General features: G+C 58.9%; 16 protein-coding genes. 14 read left to right on the plus strand and 2 right to left on the minus strand.

The window, feature by feature from the left end; genetic code table 11:
• Positions 1–56: 56 nt before the first annotated feature.
• Together CKW16_RS19335 and CKW16_RS19340 are read right to left on the minus strand one after the other, a co-directional pair.
• Positions 57–458 carry a ParB N-terminal domain-containing protein gene (locus CKW16_RS19335; protein WP_095129809.1) on the minus strand — a complete coding sequence of 134 codons (402 nt, stop codon included), beginning with the start codon at positions 456–458 and terminating at the stop codon, positions 57–59.
• A 26-nt stretch (positions 459–484) separates the two neighbouring features.
• Positions 485–1375 carry a CoA ester lyase gene (locus CKW16_RS19340; RefSeq protein ID WP_095129811.1) on the minus strand — a complete coding sequence of 297 codons (891 nt, stop codon included), beginning with the start codon at positions 1373–1375 and terminating at the stop codon, positions 485–487.
• 27 nt (positions 1376–1402) lie between these two features.
• On the opposite strand from CKW16_RS19340, the gene CKW16_RS31965 reads away from it, so the two are divergent.
• The 14 genes from CKW16_RS31965 to mexE all read left to right on the plus strand — a co-directional run bounded on the left by CKW16_RS31965 (position 1403) and on the right by mexE (position 18805).
• Entirely contained in the window at positions 1403–1714 is a 312-nt protein-coding gene (locus tag CKW16_RS31965; RefSeq protein ID WP_141232755.1) for a hypothetical protein, read from the plus strand.
• A gap of 272 nt (positions 1715–1986) precedes the next feature.
• Positions 1987–3381 (plus strand): Y4yA family PLP-dependent enzyme, encoded by a 1395-nt coding sequence (locus CKW16_RS19345; RefSeq protein ID WP_095129813.1) that lies wholly within the window; start codon positions 1987–1989, stop codon positions 3379–3381.
• A 14-nt stretch (positions 3382–3395) separates the two neighbouring features.
• A complete protein-coding gene (locus CKW16_RS19350) occupies positions 3396–4439 on the plus strand; it encodes a PLP-dependent cysteine synthase family protein (RefSeq protein ID WP_095129815.1) in 1044 nt (347 codons plus the stop codon).
• 28 nt (positions 4440–4467) lie between these two features.
• Complete coding sequence (locus CKW16_RS19355; RefSeq protein ID WP_095129817.1) at positions 4468–5628, plus strand: NAD/NADP-dependent octopine/nopaline dehydrogenase family protein; 1161 nt, start codon at positions 4468–4470, stop codon at positions 5626–5628.
• 36 nt (positions 5629–5664) lie between these two features.
• The gene (locus tag CKW16_RS19360; protein WP_095129818.1) at positions 5665–7515 is read left to right on the plus strand and encodes an IucA/IucC family siderophore biosynthesis protein; all 1851 of its coding nucleotides are present in this window, start codon (positions 5665–5667) and stop codon (positions 7513–7515) included.
• 13 nt (positions 7516–7528) lie between these two features.
• Entirely contained in the window at positions 7529–8773 is a 1245-nt protein-coding gene (locus CKW16_RS19365; protein ID WP_095129820.1) for an MFS transporter, read from the plus strand.
• 15 nt (positions 8774–8788) lie between these two features.
• Positions 8789–9973, plus strand: a complete 1185-nt coding sequence (locus tag CKW16_RS19370) for an aminotransferase class V-fold PLP-dependent enzyme (RefSeq protein WP_095129822.1) — start codon at positions 8789–8791, stop codon at positions 9971–9973.
• An 85-nt stretch (positions 9974–10058) separates the two neighbouring features.
• The gene (locus tag CKW16_RS19375) at positions 10059–10574 is read left to right on the plus strand and encodes a sigma-70 family RNA polymerase sigma factor (protein ID WP_095129824.1); all 516 of its coding nucleotides are present in this window, start codon (positions 10059–10061) and stop codon (positions 10572–10574) included.
• Positions 10575–11552, plus strand: coding sequence for a FecR domain-containing protein (locus CKW16_RS19380; protein ID WP_095129826.1), 978 nt, complete (start codon positions 10575–10577; stop codon positions 11550–11552).
• 99 nt (positions 11553–11651) lie between these two features.
• Entirely contained in the window at positions 11652–14066 is a 2415-nt protein-coding gene (locus CKW16_RS19385; RefSeq protein ID WP_095129828.1) for a TonB-dependent receptor, read from the plus strand.
• Positions 14067–14128: 62 nt separating this feature from the next.
• On the plus strand, positions 14129–15310 hold the full coding sequence (locus tag CKW16_RS19390; RefSeq protein ID WP_095130053.1) for an ABC transporter substrate-binding protein: 1182 nt from the start codon (positions 14129–14131) through the stop codon (positions 15308–15310).
• Entirely contained in the window at positions 15307–16368 is a 1062-nt protein-coding gene (locus CKW16_RS19395) for an iron ABC transporter permease (RefSeq protein WP_095129830.1), read from the plus strand. Before CKW16_RS19390 ends, CKW16_RS19395 begins: the two co-directional genes overlap by 4 nt.
• A complete protein-coding gene (locus tag CKW16_RS19400) occupies positions 16362–17117 on the plus strand; it encodes an ABC transporter ATP-binding protein (RefSeq protein WP_095129832.1) in 756 nt (251 codons plus the stop codon). The genes CKW16_RS19395 and CKW16_RS19400 overlap by 7 nt, the downstream gene beginning before the upstream one ends.
• Before the next feature lie 434 nt (positions 17118–17551).
• Positions 17552–18805 (plus strand): multidrug efflux RND transporter periplasmic adaptor subunit MexE, encoded by a 1254-nt coding sequence (gene mexE / locus CKW16_RS19405; protein ID WP_095129834.1) that lies wholly within the window; start codon positions 17552–17554, stop codon positions 18803–18805.
• The last annotated feature ends 4 nt before the right edge of the window (positions 18806–18809 follow it).

The following is an 18809-nucleotide window of genomic DNA, read 5'->3' on the forward strand; positions in this document are numbered from 1 at the left end:
GATATGCGAAAAAGTATCACCCGCAGTAAAGTTTTTTTGCTTCTGTGCAGCCAAGGCTAGGCATACAAGTGTTCCAGCGGTATCGCGACCACAGGCAACGCGGGGTCAAAAGCGTGCCGGGTGGTCTTGTACGGAAAGATCTCGCCGCGAGCGATCGTGGTGAAAATTCGCGCCACTTCGAATGCCTGCCCGGTCTGCCAATGCCGCACACACACCCGAGGATCGGTGTAATCGAGCTGGATGCACGGCACTCGCTTCAAGCCCAACTGCAACGCCGCGCTGAACCGGTGATTGCCGTCCATCACGATGCCTTGCGAGCGCTCGACGATGATCGGCTCCAGCCAATGCCCGGCCCGGATAATCGACTCGCGCAGCATCGTCACATTGGCCGGGTCGACTTGCTCCGATTGCAGCACTTCGCAAAGCGGCCGCAGCGCAATCTGATAACCGTGTTCCATGGTTGATCTCCTGATTCGCCGGGGATTCAGCAGGCATCTGCGCGGACAATAGGCGCGTATTGGCTGGCCACATCGAGCAGACGCTGGGCGTGTTCGATCAGCGGCAAGTCGACCATCTCGCCATCCACTTGCACCGCGTGGCTGCCCGTCGCAACCGCTCTCATCACCCGATCAGCCCACGCCAGTTGACGCGAATCCGGCAGGAAGGCGCGCTGCACTGTGGCCAGTTGCGATGGGTGGATGCACAGCTTGGCGCCGAAGCCTAGCGATCGCGCGTAATGCGAGTCCTTGGCGACCACCGCCAAATCGCTGATCGCCGGGGTGACGCCGTCGATCGGCGACGGCAAATCCGCCGCGCGCGAAGCCAGCACGATACGGTTGCGGGCGAACAGAAACGCCTCGGGAATCTGGCTGCAGTTGATGTCCAGGGAGAAATCCAGCGAGCCGAACGCCAGCCGCGTCAGCCCCGGAATCGCGGCAATCGATTCGACCTGTTGCAGGCCTTTGGCAGTCTCGATGATGGCAACGATCTTCAGTTCCGGTTGCCACTCCAGCAGGCACTCGACCACCCGCGTCAGCGCCTCGGGGCATTCGGCCTTGGGCAGGAAAATCCCGCTGCAACGCTCGGGGTAGCGCATGTCGCTGAGCCAGGTCAGGTCCTGGCGGAACAGCGAACTGCTCACGCTGTTCAGGCGGATGTAACGTTCGCTGGCGCCGCTCGGCGTAGCCTCTTGCCAGGCCCAGATGGCGGCGCGTGCGGCGGCTTTGCTGTCCGGATGAACGGCGTCTTCGAGATCGAGGATGATCGCGTCCGGCCCTGCTTCGACGGCTTTGGAAAACCGCTCGGGATGGTTGCCCGGCACGAACAGGTAGCTGATCGCGAGTGGGATTTTGCTGCTGAGTCGATCGGATTGCATGGTGTTGCTCCTTGGCGTGAACCAGTCGTGACTTCTGAAGATTTTCAGGCCCCTTCAGCGGCAGATTTGCATGCTGTTCCGGGGTTTCTCGCAACAGCCCTTAACGCCTTATTGTTCAAGGAATTAAGGGACTTTTTATCTCGGGGCGAACGAGTCCTTGAGCGTGTAAATACACGTTCATGCGTTCGCCTTGAGCAGGTCTTTATTTCAAAATATTTGAAAACCTTACTTGATAATCGTTCCCGTTCGCAATATTGTTCACGCCGCCAAGAGGAACTATCCTCGCTTCAAAGCAAGTCATCAGCCTCTCGGGAAGTACCTGTCAGTGATGTCATTTGAATGTCAGTTACGGGTATTCAAGGGGGATCGGCCATCAACTAGTGGCCAATTAACACATCCGTACAACCTTATGGAATGGGGTTCTCATGCAATTGTTTTGTGAACCATTTATTACGATCAGCGCTTCGAACCCAGACCCGGATTTCGCCTGGCATCCGCCTCCAAATTACTTAAAACCTCGTATCTGACGTGTAAAAAAGACTACATACGTCGATAACGCTTAGTTATCGAAACATCAATGGCGACGTCATTTACGGCGCCAAGGGTTAACTATGCCTACAACAAATACACCACCTATTGAACAACGAAATAAAGTTCATCATCCGGAGATGTTAAAGCCGCTGACTGACCCACTTATTTCCACGTTCATCAATGACTTTCCGGGCACACTTAAAGACTTGGTCAAACAACACGGTTCACCATTGAATCTGGTCTGGCCGCATGCCTTTGAATTAAACACACATGCCTTGCTGGCGGTGTTGAAGCAGTACAACGTGCCTCATGCCCTCTTCTACGGGGCCAAGGCCAACAAGTCCCAGAGCATGCTCAGTGCAGCGGCAAATTCGGGGATCGGCGTTGATGTGTCGAGCATCCACGAGTTGCATGCAGCGCTGCGAGCCGGCACGCCAGCAGAAAAAATCTGTGCCACAGGACCGGCCAAAACTGCCGCGTTTCATCAAGCACTGATCAGCGCCGGTTCATTGATTTGCGTGGACTCGCTGGAAGAGTTTGACCACCTGAAAAGCGTGATCGACGCACAGCCAAGCCTTGCCAAAGCCAGAGTTTTACTGCGTTACAGACCTAAGAGCAGTCCAGGGAGTCGATTTGGAATGGGCTCGGAAGATTTGCTCGAAGGCCTTCAACGGTTGACGAAATACGCTGAGTCTTTTCACTTCGAGGGTTTCCATTTCCATCTCGGCGGCTATGGATTTGAATCCCGTGCACAAGCCTTTCGTGAGGTCACCGGGTTCGTCGAGGCGGCCAGGGAAATGGGCTTGAATCCGCAGATGATTGATATTGGCGGTGGCCTGCCGATTCGTTATGTCGAGCCCGAGGACTATGCTCGGTTCCTGCAAAACGACAATAACCCCAGCCATTATTACAACCTGAAAGTTCCCGCTACTTATTATCCTTACGGCGGCGACCTGACAGCGCCGCAATGGTTGACGTTATTACTCGAGACCGAACACTCACAAGGCCTCTCCATTGCAAACTATTTGAACCGACAGAATATAACCCTGGCACTGGAGCCCGGCCGAAGTCTGGTGGACCAGGCGGCCATTTCAATATTCCGCGTAACACGCACAAAAAAACTGGCCGACAACAAAACCGTCATTTTTGTTGAGGGCAGCAGTTTCAGCGCCTGCGAAACCTGGTTCGCTTCTGAATACCTGATTGATCCAATACTGATCAGCACAAAAGAACTGCCCGACACACCGACCCAAGCGTATATCGCGGGCCATAGCTGCCTGGACGATGACGTCATCACTCATCGCCTGATCCACTTTGCGACTGCGCCTCAAGCCGGCGACTTATTGATTTACATCAATACCGCCGGTTATCAGATGGACTTGCTGGAGAACGAGTTTCATCGCCACCCCCTGCCCCGGCGGTTGACGGCGACCTGTTGTACGGAAGGTAACTTTGCGTTTTCACCTGACTACTAAAGGGAACAATTGAAATGATCTTGAATAAAGTATCTGACCTTATTGGCAATACACCGATGTTGGGCATTTATATTCCGGACACCAACGCCCGTTTGTTGTTGAAGATTGAAAAAAACAATCCCGGCGGCAGTATCAAAGACCGTATGGCGCGCAACATGGTATTGGCTGCGCTGAAGTCCGGTCGATTGAAACCCGGCGGCGTGGTCGTCGAGTCGTCCTCCGGCAACACCGGGATTGGCCTGGCCATGGCAGCGGTCGAGTTCGGCCTGCACTTTATCGCTGTGGTCGACCATCACGCGGCGCAAGACAAGATCGCGGTGATGAAGGCTCTGGGTGCCGACATTCGTTTCGTCAAGGGTACGTATCGCGAAGATGAAGTCGCGGTGGTCGAGCGCCAGCGGATGGCAGCCGAACTGGCGGCCGAGATCCCCGGGGCTGTGTTCATGAACCAGTCCGACAACGCAGCCAATGCCGGCGGCTACAGTGATTTCGTCCGCGAAACCATCGCTCAGGCTGAAGGCGTTATCGGCGCTTACGTTGGTTGTGTCGGCACCGGCGGTTCGATGACCGGCATCGCTCGCGGCTTGAAAGTGCACAACCCGGACACTGTGACCGTCGCGGTGGAACCCGCCGGTTCGATCGTCTTCGGCCACCCCGGCTATCCCTACTACCAATCCGGCACCGGTACGCCGGCCGGTGACACCGTCGGCCTGGTGCTCGACTACAGCTGCATCGATCTGGGTGTGCAGGTCACCGACTCTCAGGCGTTCGAAACGGCCCGCTACATCGCGCGCAACTTCGCCCTGCTGGTCGGCGGCTCGACCGGTGGTGCGATTTTCAAGGCGCTGGATCTGATCCACAAAGGCGTACTGACCGGCAACGTAGTTGTGCCGATTGCCGACGGCGGCGAGAAATACCTGCACACCGTGTTCGACGATAAATGGCTGCAAGAGCGCGACCTGATCGACCCGAGCATCGCACCGCAACTGGATGCCTGGCTGGGCAAGACCCAATGGCTGGAATCCGTTTCCGCGCCGCTGCAACTGAGCGTCGCATGACTCACCCATCACACAGGAACGCCTCTCGATGAATCTGTTGAAAGTCGCCATCTGTGGTGGCGGCAGGACCGGCCATCTCAACGCCATCCTGTTCAAGCAGCTGCCCAACGTTCAGGTTTCGATGCACACCCATAATCCGGAGGTCATCGAACAGCACGCCCGTCACACGCCGATGCAGGCCTTGCTACCCGATGGTTCGACCCTGAGTGCCCGGCTGGATCGGGTAACCAGCGATGCAAAAGCGGCGGTGGAAGATGCCGACATCGTCATCATCACCGTGCCCGCCCATGCCCGACCGCAAACGCTGAAGGCCATTGCGCCGCATCTGAGCGCGAGCAAACCGGTTTACGTCGGCGCGATTCCGGGATTTTGTGGTTTCGACTGGCTGGCTGAAGCCACCCTGCCCGATCGGCCGAATGTAGTGATCTGGGGCATGAAGGATGTTCCACATACTGCGTTCGAGCTGACACCGGGGCGCTCGATCAAAATGGGCGGCGGTAAAAGCCAGTTGTATGTGGCGACCCATGCCCGCGAGTCGCAGGCGTCCAGTCAGCAACTGGAGGAAATCCTGACGCGGTTGTACGGCCCGTGCGTGACGATGCTCGACCACTATCTGGAAATCACCCTGACGCCGGGTAACCCGATCATGCACAGCTCGGTGATCTACGGCCTCATCGGCCCGTACGGCCAGTGGCATCGCAAGATCTTCCCGCAACGCATGTGTTGGTGGACCGAGTGCCCGGAACTGGGCGCTTACTTCCTCGAACGCATGGATCAGGAAAGTCAGGACTTGTGCGCAGTGATCAGCCAGCGACTGGGCATCGACCTGTCCTCGGTGAAATCCCTGAAACAGGAAATCGTCGAGGCCTACGGCGAGCAGATCCGCGACCAGAGCAGCATGCTGTCGATCCTGCGCACCAATCAGGCCTACAACGACATCCTCGCGCCGATGGTGCCAGCCGCCGGCAACCGCGCCGGTTACGTGATCGAGCGCGAGAGCCGCGCCTTCAACGAAGACGTCGCCTACGGCCTGGTGCTGCTGGTGGAAATGGCCAAACGTTTCGACCTCAAGGTGCCGTATATCGAGGAAGTCCTTCAGTGGAGCGTGGCCTACATGCAAGGCCTGCGCGACTCGGCGCTCGATTACTTCCCGAGCCACTGGCCACACACGACAAACGCCGCCGCTTGATCTCTTTACTCAATTTTCGACGAGCAGACCGCTGATATGAATGACTTCAAGACACTGATCGCCTACTCCCGCAAAAACGCCATGCGTCGCTTGGTTCGCTGCCTTTTTGCGGAAAACATCCTCGACCGTTCGACCCTGAGCTTTTCCGTCGAGGGCAACCAGGCCACTTACCCGCTCAAGGGCGGCCGCGCCCACCTGGCTTTTTCCGACATTGCCAAAGGCCCGGCCGACACGGTGGTCAATGACGGTGACGTGGTGCTGGTGACCGACGAAGGTGTGCGCCAGGTCATCACCAGCCATCAGGACATGCTGGATGTGCTGCGCGACAGCTTCGACTTCGAACCTACTGACGAAGGCGTGGCCGGGCTCAAATCCGACATGGAAAACAGCCTGACCAACGACGCTCACGCCCGTCAGCATCGCCAGCAATGGAATGCCCGACTGCAACAGGCCGCCAAGGATCAAGGGCTCAACAGCTTCACTGACTACCTGCGCCAGCACGCCAAGACCAAGGACGCCGCGATCCTGCTCGACCAGTGGGGTTCACTGGAAGGCCATCCGTACTACCCGACGTGGAAAGCCCGGCCGGGCCTGACCGATGAGGAAGTCGAGCAACTGTCGCCCGAGTTCAACGCGCAGGTGCCGCTGCGCATCGCCGCGTTGCGCGCCGACAACGCAAAAAGTGAAAGCATGCCTCACGTGACCAGTTACCACGACTGGTTCGCTGGCAACTTTCCGGCGCAATGGGAACAATGGAAAGCCTCGCTCAACAGCAAGGGCCTGGACGAAAACGAGTGGCTGCCGCTGCCGATTCACGCCTGGCACTTGCAGGCCTATGTGCTGAAGACCTTCGCGGCGGAAATCGAAGAAGGCATCCTGATCACCGACGGCCCGGACATCCCAACCCTGCCGACCATGTCCTACCGCACGATGATGCCGGTGCTGGACGAATGTGCGCCGCTGATCAAATTGCCAATCGCCGTATGGATGACCAGCGAGCTGCGCAGCCTGCAAGCCAAATCGATTCACATGGGACCGCGCATCAGCACGGTGATCACCAAGATTCTGGAGGCCGAGAACGGCTTCGATCAGCGCCTGGAAATCTTCCCGGAAGAAATCGGTGTGCGTTACAAAAACGCGGTCACCCAGGACGATCATCCGGGCCGTCATTTGTCCGTGGTCTATCGCGCCAGTGCGCCAGCGTTCGAACGCAATGACGATTGCCTGCCGATTACCGTGGCCTCGCTGTTCACTCGTTTGCCCGGCAGCGGTCGGCCGTTGTTCACCGATCTGATCGAGCGTGATGGCGTGCGGGCCAATGCAGCACAGGTCGAGAGCTGGTTCCGCGAGTACGCCAAAGTGGTCACCCACCCGGTGGTGGCGATCTATTTGATGTACGGCATCGGCCTCGAAGCCCACCAGCAAAACACCATGGTGCTGTTCTCCCCCGACGGCAAAGCACGTAGTCTGCTGATCCGCGATTTCGGTGATGGCCGCACCTACGCGCCATTGCTGGAAGAACGTGGCTACAGCCTGCAACCGCATGTTCAGCCGGGTATTCTGCCGACGGTGTTCTCCGGTGATATCGAGCCGGTGCGCATGTTTGTGCTGGACGCGGCGTACCTCACGCATCTGCACGAGATCGCCCTGTGGCTGACCAAGGAGTACGGCTTGAACAACACGCGGCTGTGGCAAGTCTTGCGCGAGGAAACCGACCTTGCCTTCGAGGCCGTGCGCGATCGTGTCTCGCCAGCAGTGTGGGAAACCGAGCACAAGGCGTTCGTCGAAGATCCATGGCCGACCCGGTCGTTGTTGCGCATGCACTTGATGCAGTACAGCAACTATCGTTTGCAACACACCCTGACCAACCCGCTCGCTAGCGTTTAACCGAGGCTGACTCATGTCCCATGCAGGTGTCATCCAGGGTTCAAGAGTACGAATCCTGATTTATCTTCTATTTGCGATCCAGTTGGTGTCGATGGGGGCGATGGAAATGAGCGGGCCGTTCTGGCCTGTCCACCTGCGTGGGCTGACGACTTCGGAGTCGGTTTTCAGCTTCGCCAGCATCGCCGTGTACGTCGGGCCGATGCTGGGCATTATTCTGACCAGTGCATTCTGGGGCCGTATCGGTGATCGCTACGGCCACAAGTTGATGATGATCCGCGCCCTCGCCGGTTTGTCTTTGACCCAGCTTGGGCTGGCCCTCTTCACTGACATCTGGGTCATTCTGATCCTGCGTTTCCTGCAAGGCGCGTTCGCCGGATACATCGCTCCGGCGCAGGCGTATGGCGTCAGCATTGAAGTGCCTTCGCGACGGGCGCGGCTATTCGCCATTCTGCAAATCTCGACCAACGTCGGCTCACTGCTGGGTGCGGTAGTCGGTGGTTTGATCCTCGATTACGCGACGTTCTTCTGGATCAACATCATCGCCTCGGCGTTGTGTGCGGTGTGCACCGTGATCGCCGCCGTGACCTTGCCGGATGTGCCTCCGGTGAAGAAAGCAGTGGTCGCGGACAAGACCGCGCCGGCCAGCCGTTCCGGCAGCCTCTGGCAAGGTTCGCCGTTGCTGTCGCTGCTCGGTGTGATGGGCATTCTGTTGCTGGCGCGGATGCTGCCGCAGACGTCGTTCTCGCTGTATGTCAGCTCGGTGTTCGAGGTCAGCAATTCAGTGGTCGGCCTGTGCTACGGCTTGCTGGCGCTGGGTTTCATTCTTTCGGCCACTGCGTGGTCGCGTTATTTCGAACACCGTGGCCAGCAAGACACTTTGCAGCGCATGACCTACGTCGTCATCGGCTGCATCGCCCTCACCGCCGTGGCGGGCGCCACCCGTAATCCGGTGGTGTTCGTCATCGCCTACTTTTTCTGGGGCGTATTACTGGGTGCGACCACGCCGGTGTTGATGGCGCTGATCTCGAAAACCGCCGACAGCTCGCAGCAGGGCCATGTGCTGGGAATCGCTCAGGGCACCGCGCAATTTGCCTCGATTGCAGGGATCTCAGCCGGTGGTCTGCTCAGTCAGGTCTACGGTTTGCAGTACACCTATCTGTTCGTTTGCCTGGCCTACGTCGTGGCGCTGATCCCGATTGTTGCGCTGCGTTACTGGCCTGCGGTGATGCAACCGAGTCCTGCCCCGCCCGGGGATTGATCAAGGAGTTAGCTTTTGAACATTGAACAACTGCGTGCCGACACACCCGCCGTCGCGCAACTGATCCACTTCAACAATGCCGGCGCGGCGCTGATGCCCGCGCCGGTGATCGAAACCATGACCCGCCACATTCAGCTTGAAGCGAGTCTTGGCGGGTATGAGGCGGCCGGGCAGCAATCGGCCGAAGTGGACAATGTCTATGGCGCCATCGCGCGCCTGATCAACGCGCAACCGGATGAAATCGCGGTGATCGAAAACGCGACGCGCGCCTGGGACATGGCGTTCTACTCATTGCCGCTGCAACCCGGCGATGTGGTGCTGACGTCGACTACCGAGTACGCCGGAAACTACATTCCTTATCTGCAATTGAAGCAGCAACGCGGCATCGAGATTCGCGTCATTCCCAACGATGAGCACGGCCAGGTCTCGTTATTGGCGCTCAAGGATATGCTCGACGATGATCGAGTTGCACTGATCTCCCTGCCCGTGATCGCCACCAACGGCGGGCCGGTGCAACCCATCGAGCAGATCGGCGCCCTCGCCCGCGCGGCGGGTGTGCTGTTTTTGCTCGATGCTTGCCAGGGGGTTGGGCAGATGCCGATCGATGTGCAGAAAATCGGTTGCCACATGCTCGCCGCTACCAGCCGCAAATACTTGCGCGGACCGCGAGGGATGGGATTTTTGTATGTCGAAAGATCGCTGTGCCAGAACCTGGAGCCAGCGTTTCTCGACCTGCATGCAGCGTCTTTGCAAACCGCGGACGCGTTCAAAATCCGCCCCGATGCACGGCGTTTCGAAAACTGGGAGTGTAATGTCGCCGCCAAACTGGGCCTCGGGGCAGCGGTGGAATACGCACTGGCCCAAGGCATCGAACCGATGTGGCTGCGGATTCAACATCTGGCGGATTATCTGCGCCAGCGACTGGCAGATATCCCGGGCGTGACGCCGCGAGACCTGGGGGCGGTCAAATCCGGCATCGTTACCTTCACTCATTGCAATAGCAGCGCCGCGCAGGTTCAGCAGTGGCTGGCCAGTCAGGAAAAACGCATCAACGTCACCACCTCGACGTTCCGCTCAACCCTGCTCGACATGCAGCACAGGGACTTGCTGGAGGTCAGCCGCGCGTCGCTGCATGCGTACAACACCGAGGCGGAAATCGACACGATGATTGCTGCGTTGCGCCGTCTGCCGCGAGTCTGAACAGGACAACAATCGGCGCTTGCGTCGCAGCGGGTTTGTAAACTAGCATTGGGAATACTTCTCAATTGCATGAAAATCTGCAGCCATGAGCGAAACCCTTCCCGCGAATAATGACAATCACCTGCGCGCGATCGAAGCCCTGTACAGCGGCCATCACGGCTGGCTGTACGCGACGCTGAGGAAAAAACTGGGTAACGCCATGGATGCGGCGGATCTGGCGCAGGACACTTTCACCCGCATCCTCGCGTCCCAGGTCACCGTCATCGAGCAACCTCGCGCGTACCTGAGCTGCGTGGCCAAAGGCATTCTGATCAACTGGTATCAGCGTAAGGCACTGGAACGCGCCTACCTCGATGCCCTCGCTCATGTGCCTGCGCCGGAAGTGCCTTCGCCGGAACTGCGTTTCATGGTACTGGAGACCCTGCACGAAATCGACGCGATGCTCGACGCCCTGCCACCGCTAGTCAAACGCGCATTCCTGCTGTCGCAGATCAGCGGCCTGAAATACGACGACATCGCCGAGCAATTGGGCGTTTCGCTGATCACCGTCAAACGCTACATGAAGCAAGCCTTCGTGCAGTGCCTGTTGCTGGTGGAATGAATGCTCGCACGGCGCAATGAACCGCACCTCGACCACCAGGCCCTTGAAGAAGCGGCCGACTGGTTGATCCGCATGAGTGAAAGCGAACTCAGTGACACCGAACGTGCCGAATGGGAGTGCTGGAAAGTCAGCACGCCCGAACGCAGCAGAGCCTGGTCGCGCGCGCAGTTGTTGCAAACCAAACTCGGCGGCTTGCCGCCGTCACTGGCCATGTCGGCACTCGATCGCCCAAGCAGTCCGGAACGGCGCGCGGCGCTGGGCAAACTGGCGATGATTCTGGCGATCCTGCCAGCCGGTTGGGGCAGCTGGAAACTGGCCGAATCGCAGCAGTGGTCCGCCGACTATCACACGGCCGTCGGTCAGCAGCGCGAACTGACTCTGGCCGATGGCTCGAAAATCACCTTGAACACCGACACCGCCATCGACGTGCTGTTCGACGCCAATCAACGCCTCATCCACCTGCGCGAAGGCGAAATACTGGTGCAAACCGCACCGGACATTTCCCCGATGGCCCGCCCCTTTCTGGTCAGCACCCGTCAGGGCCGCATGCAGGCACTAGGGACGCAGTTTACCGTTCGAGAACTGCAACCTCGCACTCACCTTGTCGTGCTGGAAGGCGCGGTGAAAGTCGAACTCGCGGAAAATCGCCAAAGCACACCGCTGATCGTCAATGCCGGTCAACGCACCGACTTTTCTTCCCATACGTTTGGCCAGCTCAGCGTCGCCGACCGCTACGTCGGCGCCTGGACCCAAGGCATGCTGATGGCGGACAAAATGCGCCTGGCCGATTTCGTCGCCGAACTGACGCGCTATCGCCGTGGCTTCGTGCGTCTCGATCCGGCACTTGCCGATCTGCGCATTTCCGGCGCCTACCCCATCAGCGACAGCCAGCGCACGTTGAACATGCTGGCGCAAACCTACCCAATTCTCGTCAGCGGCCATTTGAATGGCTACTGGGTCATGCTCTCCCCGGCCTGAGTCAAAAAAATATTTGCCGAACCGGTGATACTTTTTTTGATCTCGACTGGCTACAGGGGAAGAAGCACTTTTCCGTCCTGTTCATAGGCTCATTCATCCATGCTTGCTGCACGCCTCCTGCGCCCGGATCGTCAGTTCAAACCAGTTGTTCGCAGTGCGTTGCTAAGCCTTGTCCTGATCGGTGCCGTTTGCCCGTTTGCCTTGGCCGTCGTGCCGGTGCAACTGGACTCTGTCGCGGTCCGCGCCTACAACATCCCCGCCGGGCCACTCGGTGCCACTCTGTCGAGCTTCGCGGTGGACGCCGGCATTGCTCTGTCGTTCCAGCCATCGTTGGCCGAAGGCCTGACCAGTCCTGCGCTGATCGGCAATTTCTCTACCCAGGAGGCGGTCAATCGTTTGCTGGAAGGCAGTGGCCTGGACATGGTTTTACGCAGCGACGGCAGCTACACACTGGTCCCGCGCCGGGTGACACTGGATGAAACGGCCGTCATCGGCACTGAAAAGCGCGCCGATTCTTTGCCGCAGGTGTATGCCGGCGGCCAGGTGGCCAACGGCGGACGATTGGGCATTCTGGGCAATACCGATGTGATGGACGCGCCTTTCAGCGTCAGCACCTACACTTCGGCACTGATCCAGGATCAACAGGCAGTCACCGTCGGCGACGTGCTGGAGCGCGATTCATCGGTACGCTCCACTGGCCAGACCGGGGGGATTGTCGACTCGTTCTTCATCCGTGGCTTTCCCGTTGGCGAAGGTAATTTGGGGGAACTGGCATTCGACGGCGTGTACGGCGTGGCGCCCAACTACCGGGTGTTCACCGAATACGCCGAGCGTATCGAACTGGTCAAAGGCCCCGGCGCCCTGCTCTATGGCATGTCACCGAACAACGCGGTCGGCGGCGTCATCAACGTGGTGCCCAAGCGCTCCCTCGATGAAGACCTGACCCGTTTTACCGCCAGTTACGCCATGGACTCGCAGCTCGGTGGACACCTCGATGTCAGTCGGCGTTTCGGTGAAGAACGCCGCTTCGGCGTGCGCATCAACGGCAGCACACAGCTGGGAGATACGGTGATCGACGATCAATCGCGCCATGTCGATATCGGCGCCATTTCCCTCGATTATCAGGGCGAACGCCTGCGCACCACCTTTGATTGGCTCAACCAGAAAGAAAGCTTCGACGCTGCCTCACGACCGTTTCTGATCGCTTCGGGCGTGGACATTCCCTCGGCCGCCAACGGCCGAACCAATGTCAGTCAGGATTGGGGTTGGTCGACAACCCGTGACAAATCGGCGTTGCTCAGCGGCGAATACGACCTCAGCGACACCCTGACCGTGTTCGCTCACGCGGGCGGCGGCAAATCGGATGTTGCGCGGATGTCCGACCAGACTCCGACCATTATCAACGCCGCTGGCGACACCTCGGCGATCCCCGGTTACTACAAGTTCGAAGTCGAGCGTTACACCGTCGACGCCGGTGCGCGCCTGCGTTTCGACACCGGGCCGATCAGTCATCGCACGGCTTTGCAGGTCAGTCGTTACCGCGACATGTTGTCTCGCGGGATCATTTCCGGCGCGCCGATCCTCTCCAATATTTACCACCCGGTGGATCGCCCGAAGCCTTACATCCCCAAGCCGGACACGCCAAAAGTGTCCGAGAGCGAACTGACCGGCGTGGCGCTGGCTGACACGCTGTCGATTCTGGATGACCGTGCACAGATGACCCTCGGCATGCGCAAACAGAACATCAAATCCGACAACTACAATGCGTCCGGCGTCGTCACCACGTCCTACGATGACGGCCGAACCACACCGTTGTTCGGCACAGTGCTCAAGCCCTGGGATCACGTTTCGTTCTACTACAACTACATTGAAGGCCTGAGCAAAGGCGACATCGCGCCCTCCACCGCTTCCAATGCCGGCGAGATTTTCGCCCCTTACGTTTCCCGCCAGCATGAACTCGGGGTCAAGGCCGACTACGGCACCTTCACCTCCACCCTCAGCCTGTTTCAGATAACCAAACCCAGCGGCGAACTGACCTCCGGGGTGTTTTCGGTCCAGGGCGAACAACGCAATCGCGGGCTGGAGCTGAATGTATTCGGCGAAGTCACTCCGGGCACTCGTGTGCTCGGTGGTGTGACCCTGCTCAATGCCGAACTGACCAAAACCGGCGTGGCCGCCAACCGTGGCAATAAACCGGTCGGCGTACCCGAAGTTCAGGCCAACCTCTGGGCCGAATGGGACACCTCGTGGGTCGAAGGCCTGACGCTGACCGGTGGCGCTATCCACACCGGCAGCCAGTACGTGAATCAGGCCAACACGCAAAAACTGGATGACTGGACCCGTTTCGATGTCGGCGCACGCTACACCACCCGCATCGATGAACGACCGACCACGTTCCGCGCCACCGTGCAGAACGTGTTCGACCACGAATACTGGTCGGGCGTCGCCTCTTATGGCGCGTTTTCCCAAGGTTCACCGCGCACCTTATTATTGTCGGCGACTGTCGATTTCTGAAACGTTCAGCCGGATGACGGTGTGAACCGTTGACCGAACTGACTTTTGCAAAGGCTTTTACCATGGTGATTTTTGATCGACGCAGCCTCGCTTTTGCTGCGCTGTTACTGGCAGGACTGCTGAGCCTGTTTTCGCTGATGCCGCGCAATGCCCACGCCACCGAAGCAGACGCGGCGCGCACCGAAGTCACCGACCTCTTGGGGCGCAAGGTCAAGGTTCATTTGCCGGTCAGACGGGTCATCCTCGGTGAAGGCCGGCAGTTGTATCTGGTCGCCGCCCTCGACACACAAAACCCGATCGAGCGCATCGTCGGCTGGCGCAAGGATCTGATCCAGTCGGACCCGGACACCTACAACGCCTACCTGCGTAAATTCCCCGGCATCGCCAAGATCCCCACCTTCGGCGGGTTTGAGGACGGCACTTTCGACATCGAGCAGGCCATCTCGCAGCGCCCGGACGTGATCATCCTCAACATCGAGGCGCAGCACGCCACCGAAGATGCGCGCTACATCGAAAAGCTCGACGCCCTGGGCATCCCGGTGGTGTACGTCGATTTTCGCAACAATCCGATCCAGAACACCGAGCCGACCATGCGCCTGTTCGGCCAATTGTTTGGCAAGGAACAACGCGCAGAAGCCTTTATCGATTTCCGCAACCAGCAGATTCATCGCGTCACCGACATCATCGAGAAACAACACCCGCCCCGCCCCAGCGTGTTCATTGAGCGCATCGGCGGCTACACCGATGATTGCTGCCTGAGTTTCGGCAACGAGAACTTTGGCCTGTTCGTCGATATGGCCGGTGGCGACAACATTGCCCGCCGCATCATTCCGACCACGTTCGGCCAGTTGAACCCCGAGCAAGTCGTCGTTGCCAATCCTGCGCACGTAGTGGTCACCACCGCCAACTGGGAAGCTTTTGCCCCCGGCGGCCACTGGGTCGGCGTCGGTCCGGGCGCGGACATGACAGAAGCCAGGAAAAAACTCGCGTGGTACACCCAGCGTCCGGCCTATGCCGGCATCAAGTCCCAGGACAATCAAGCCTTCCATGCCATCTGGCATCAGTTCTACAACAGTCCCTACCAATTCGTCGCCATTCAGCAAATGGCGAAATGGTTCCATCCGGAGCTGTTTGCCGATCTTGATCCGGACGCGTCATTCCGCGAACTGCATGAGCGCTTCCTGCCGGTGCCGTATGAGTCAGGCTACTTTGTCAGCCTGCGCCAACCCGAGGTCAAGCCATGAGCTCATTGACCGACGCCGTGGTTGTGCAGCGCGAAACCTACCGTCGTCTGGTGCTGCGTAAACGCCTGATTCTTTCCGGGCTGGTAATTCTGTTGATGTGCAGCGTGCTGCTCGATCTGGCCCTGGGTCCGGCGAGCTACAGCCTCAGCGAAGTGCTCGGCGCACTGTTTTCGCCAGACAGCGCTTCACCGCAGGTGCGCGTGGTGATGTGGGATATCCGCTTGCCGGTGGCGTTAATGGCGGTTGCCGTTGGCGCGGCGTTGTCGCTGGCCGGCGCGCAGATGCAGACGATCCTCAACAACCCGTTGGCCAGCCCATTCACCCTGGGTATTTCCGCCGCCGCCAGCTTCGGCGCGGCGTTGGGTTTGGCATTCGGCGTCGCGCTGTTCCCGCTGGCGGCGCAATTCATGGTGCCGCTGAACGCGTTCATCATGGCCATGCTGTCGGCGCTGCTGATCCACTTTCTGAGCATGCGTCGCGGCGTCACCGCCGAAACCATCGTGTTGCTCGGTATAGCGCTGGTGTTCACCTTCAATGCGCTGTTGGCGCTGGTGCAGTTCTTCGCCACCGAACAAGCCGTGGCCGCCGTGGTGTTCTGGACCATGGGTAGCCTGACCAAAGCTACGTGGCCGAAACTCGGCATTATCTGTCTGGTGATCCTAATCACCCTGCCGATATTCGCCAAACGCGCCTGGGCCCTGACCGCCCTGCGCCTGGGCGACGACAAGGCCGCCAGTTTCGGCATCAACGTACGCAGCCTGCGCTTTCAGACGCTGATCATGGTCAGCCTGCTCGCCTCGTTTCCCGTGGCGTTTGTCGGCACAATCGGTTTCATCGGGCTAGTCGGTCCGCACATCGCCCGTATGCTGATCGGTGAGGACCAGCGGTTTTTCCTGCCAGCCTCCTTGCTGACCGGCTCGTTGATTCTGTCGGCCAGCTCCGTGGTCAGCAAAACCCTGATCCCCGGCGCGATATTCCCCATCGGCGTGGTCACGTCGCTGATCGGCGTACCGTTCTTCATATCTCTGATTCTCGGCGGGAAGAAAAACTCATGGTGAAGCTGCAACTGGAGAATCTCGGTGCCCGCTACGGCCAGCGCGAGATCATTCGTGATGTCTCGACGGCGACGTTTTTCGGCGGTCAGGTGGTCGCCGTAGTCGGGCCCAATGCGGCGGGCAAATCGACGCTGTTCAAACGAATGGCCGGACTGATCGACGGCTCCGGACAGGTGATCTTGCAGGAGTCGAAAAAAGGGCTGACGGGCATCAGTTACATGCCGCAGGGTCTGAATGCCAGTGCGCGGTTGACGGTTTATGAATCCGTGTTGCTGGCGCGCAAGCAGCTGACACCGGGGTGGGTCGTTCATGATGACGAACTGAAACTGGTCGACGAGATTCTCGCTGCGCTGGGCATCACCGGATTGTCCTTTCGCAACCTCGGTGAACTCAGCGGCGGTCAGCAACAGTTGGTGTCCATCGCGCAAACCCTGGTGCGCGAACCGGAAATACTGCTGATGGACGAACCGACTAGCGCCCTCGACATGCATCGGCAGGTTCAGGTACTGAACTTCATGCGCAGCCTGGCCCGAAAACGCGAGGTCATTGTGTTCATCGCCATCCACGATCTGAATCAGGCACTGCGTTTCGCCGATCAGGTTCTGGTAATTGCCGACGGCACCACGCAAGGTAGCGGCCCGAGTCACGAGGTGATTACCGAATTGATGCTGCGCAGCGTTTACAAGGTTGAGGCTCGGATTGAGCAGTGCAGTCGTGGACAACGGCATATCGTGATTGACGATATTGTTTGATGGCTTGCAATCGGGGGCAAGTATGGGGGCAGCCATAATAGTTTTCCGCCTAAAATCATTGATCTAGAGCTATGCCAAAATGTTTTTCGGGGATCCCGATAGTTTTGCCTGATCCTGATTATGTGTGAGGGCTTCTGGCCCCATCGCGAGCAAGCTCGGCTCCTACAGGGAATTTCATCAACGCCACACATCCCTGTAGGAGCTAAGCTGCTCGCGATGGCAGCGACTCGATCCAACGCCTTATTTTTGCACTCCCCGCAACACAGAATTGTCATCAATCTAATTGATAGCCGCCTAATGAAAGGTGCACGCTAGAGAGCTTGGCTGGCGCTTATATCATTCCGAATGATAGTTATCTTTGCTTCATTCGATTCGTGCGATACAACCTCGCCGAGCATCATCCGTCCATTCTCAATACATTGGCGGATGCATCCATGGAACAATCACTCAAACATTTACGCTTCCCGTTGGCCTTGTTGGCCGTACTGGTGATGAGCGCCTGCGGCAAGACTCCGGACACGGCCGCCACTATGCCCGCAGCCAAGGTCAGCGTGGCCAAGGTGCTGGAACAACCGGTTAACGAGTGGGACGAATTCACCGGCCGCCTCGAAGCGCCGGAAACCGTAGAAATTCGTCCACGGGTCTCTGGCCAGATCGATGAAGTGGCCTTCACTGAAGGCGCTTTGGTCAAGAAAGGCGACCTGTTGTTCCAGATCGACCCGCGTCCATTCCAGGCCGAGGTTCGCCGCCTCGAAGCCCTGGTTGCCCAGTCCCGCGCCAATGCCACCCGCAGCGAAAACGAGTCCCAGCGCGGCGAACGTCTGCGCACCAGCAACGCGATCTCCGCCGAGCTGGCCGATTCGCGCACCAGCGCTGCTCAAGAAGCCCGCGCCGCCGTCGGAGCCCTCCAGGCGCAACTGGATCTGGCCAAACTGAACCTGAGCTTCACCCGTGTCACCGCGCCGATCAGTGGTCGCGTCAGCCGCGCGGAAATCACCGCCGGCAACCTGGTGACCGCCGATACCACCGCGCTGACCAGTGTGGTGTCCACCGACAAGGTCTACGCCTACTTCGACGCCGACGAGCGTGTGTTCCTCAAATACACCCAGCTCGCTCGCCAGGGCAAACGCGGTGCTACCACGCCGGTTTACCTCGGCCTCTCCAACGAAGACGGCAACCCACACCAGGGCGTGATGAACTTCGTCGACAACCAGGTCAACCCGAAAACCGGCACCATCCGCGGTCGTGCCGTGTTCGACAACAGCGACGGCGCCTACACCCCAGGCCTGTATGCCCGTCTGAAACTGGTCGGTAGCGGCACCTATTCCGCCGTGCTGATCAACGACGAAGCGGTCGGTACCGATCTGGGTAAAAAGTTCGTGCTGGTGATGGATGCCGACAACAAAACGGTTTACCGCTCGGTCGAGCTCGGTCCGAAGATCGAAGGTTTGCGCATCGTGCGCAGCGGCCTGAACAAGGACGACACCGTCATCGTCAAGGGTCTGCAACGGGTTCGCCCTGGCTCGCCGGTCACACCAGAAGTGATCCCGATGGCCAGTGAACAAACCCTCGCGGCACTCGCACAACAACGACAAGCGCTGGAAGCCAGCAACCTGCCCCAAGTCGCACCTGCCAAGGTCGCGTCGGGTTCGGTTGTGAAACTGGCTGCTGCGACACCACGCGGTTAAGGGA

This window comes from Pseudomonas sp. Irchel s3h14 (assembly GCF_900187425.1).
Lineage (GTDB): Bacteria > Pseudomonadota > Gammaproteobacteria > Pseudomonadales > Pseudomonadaceae > Aquipseudomonas.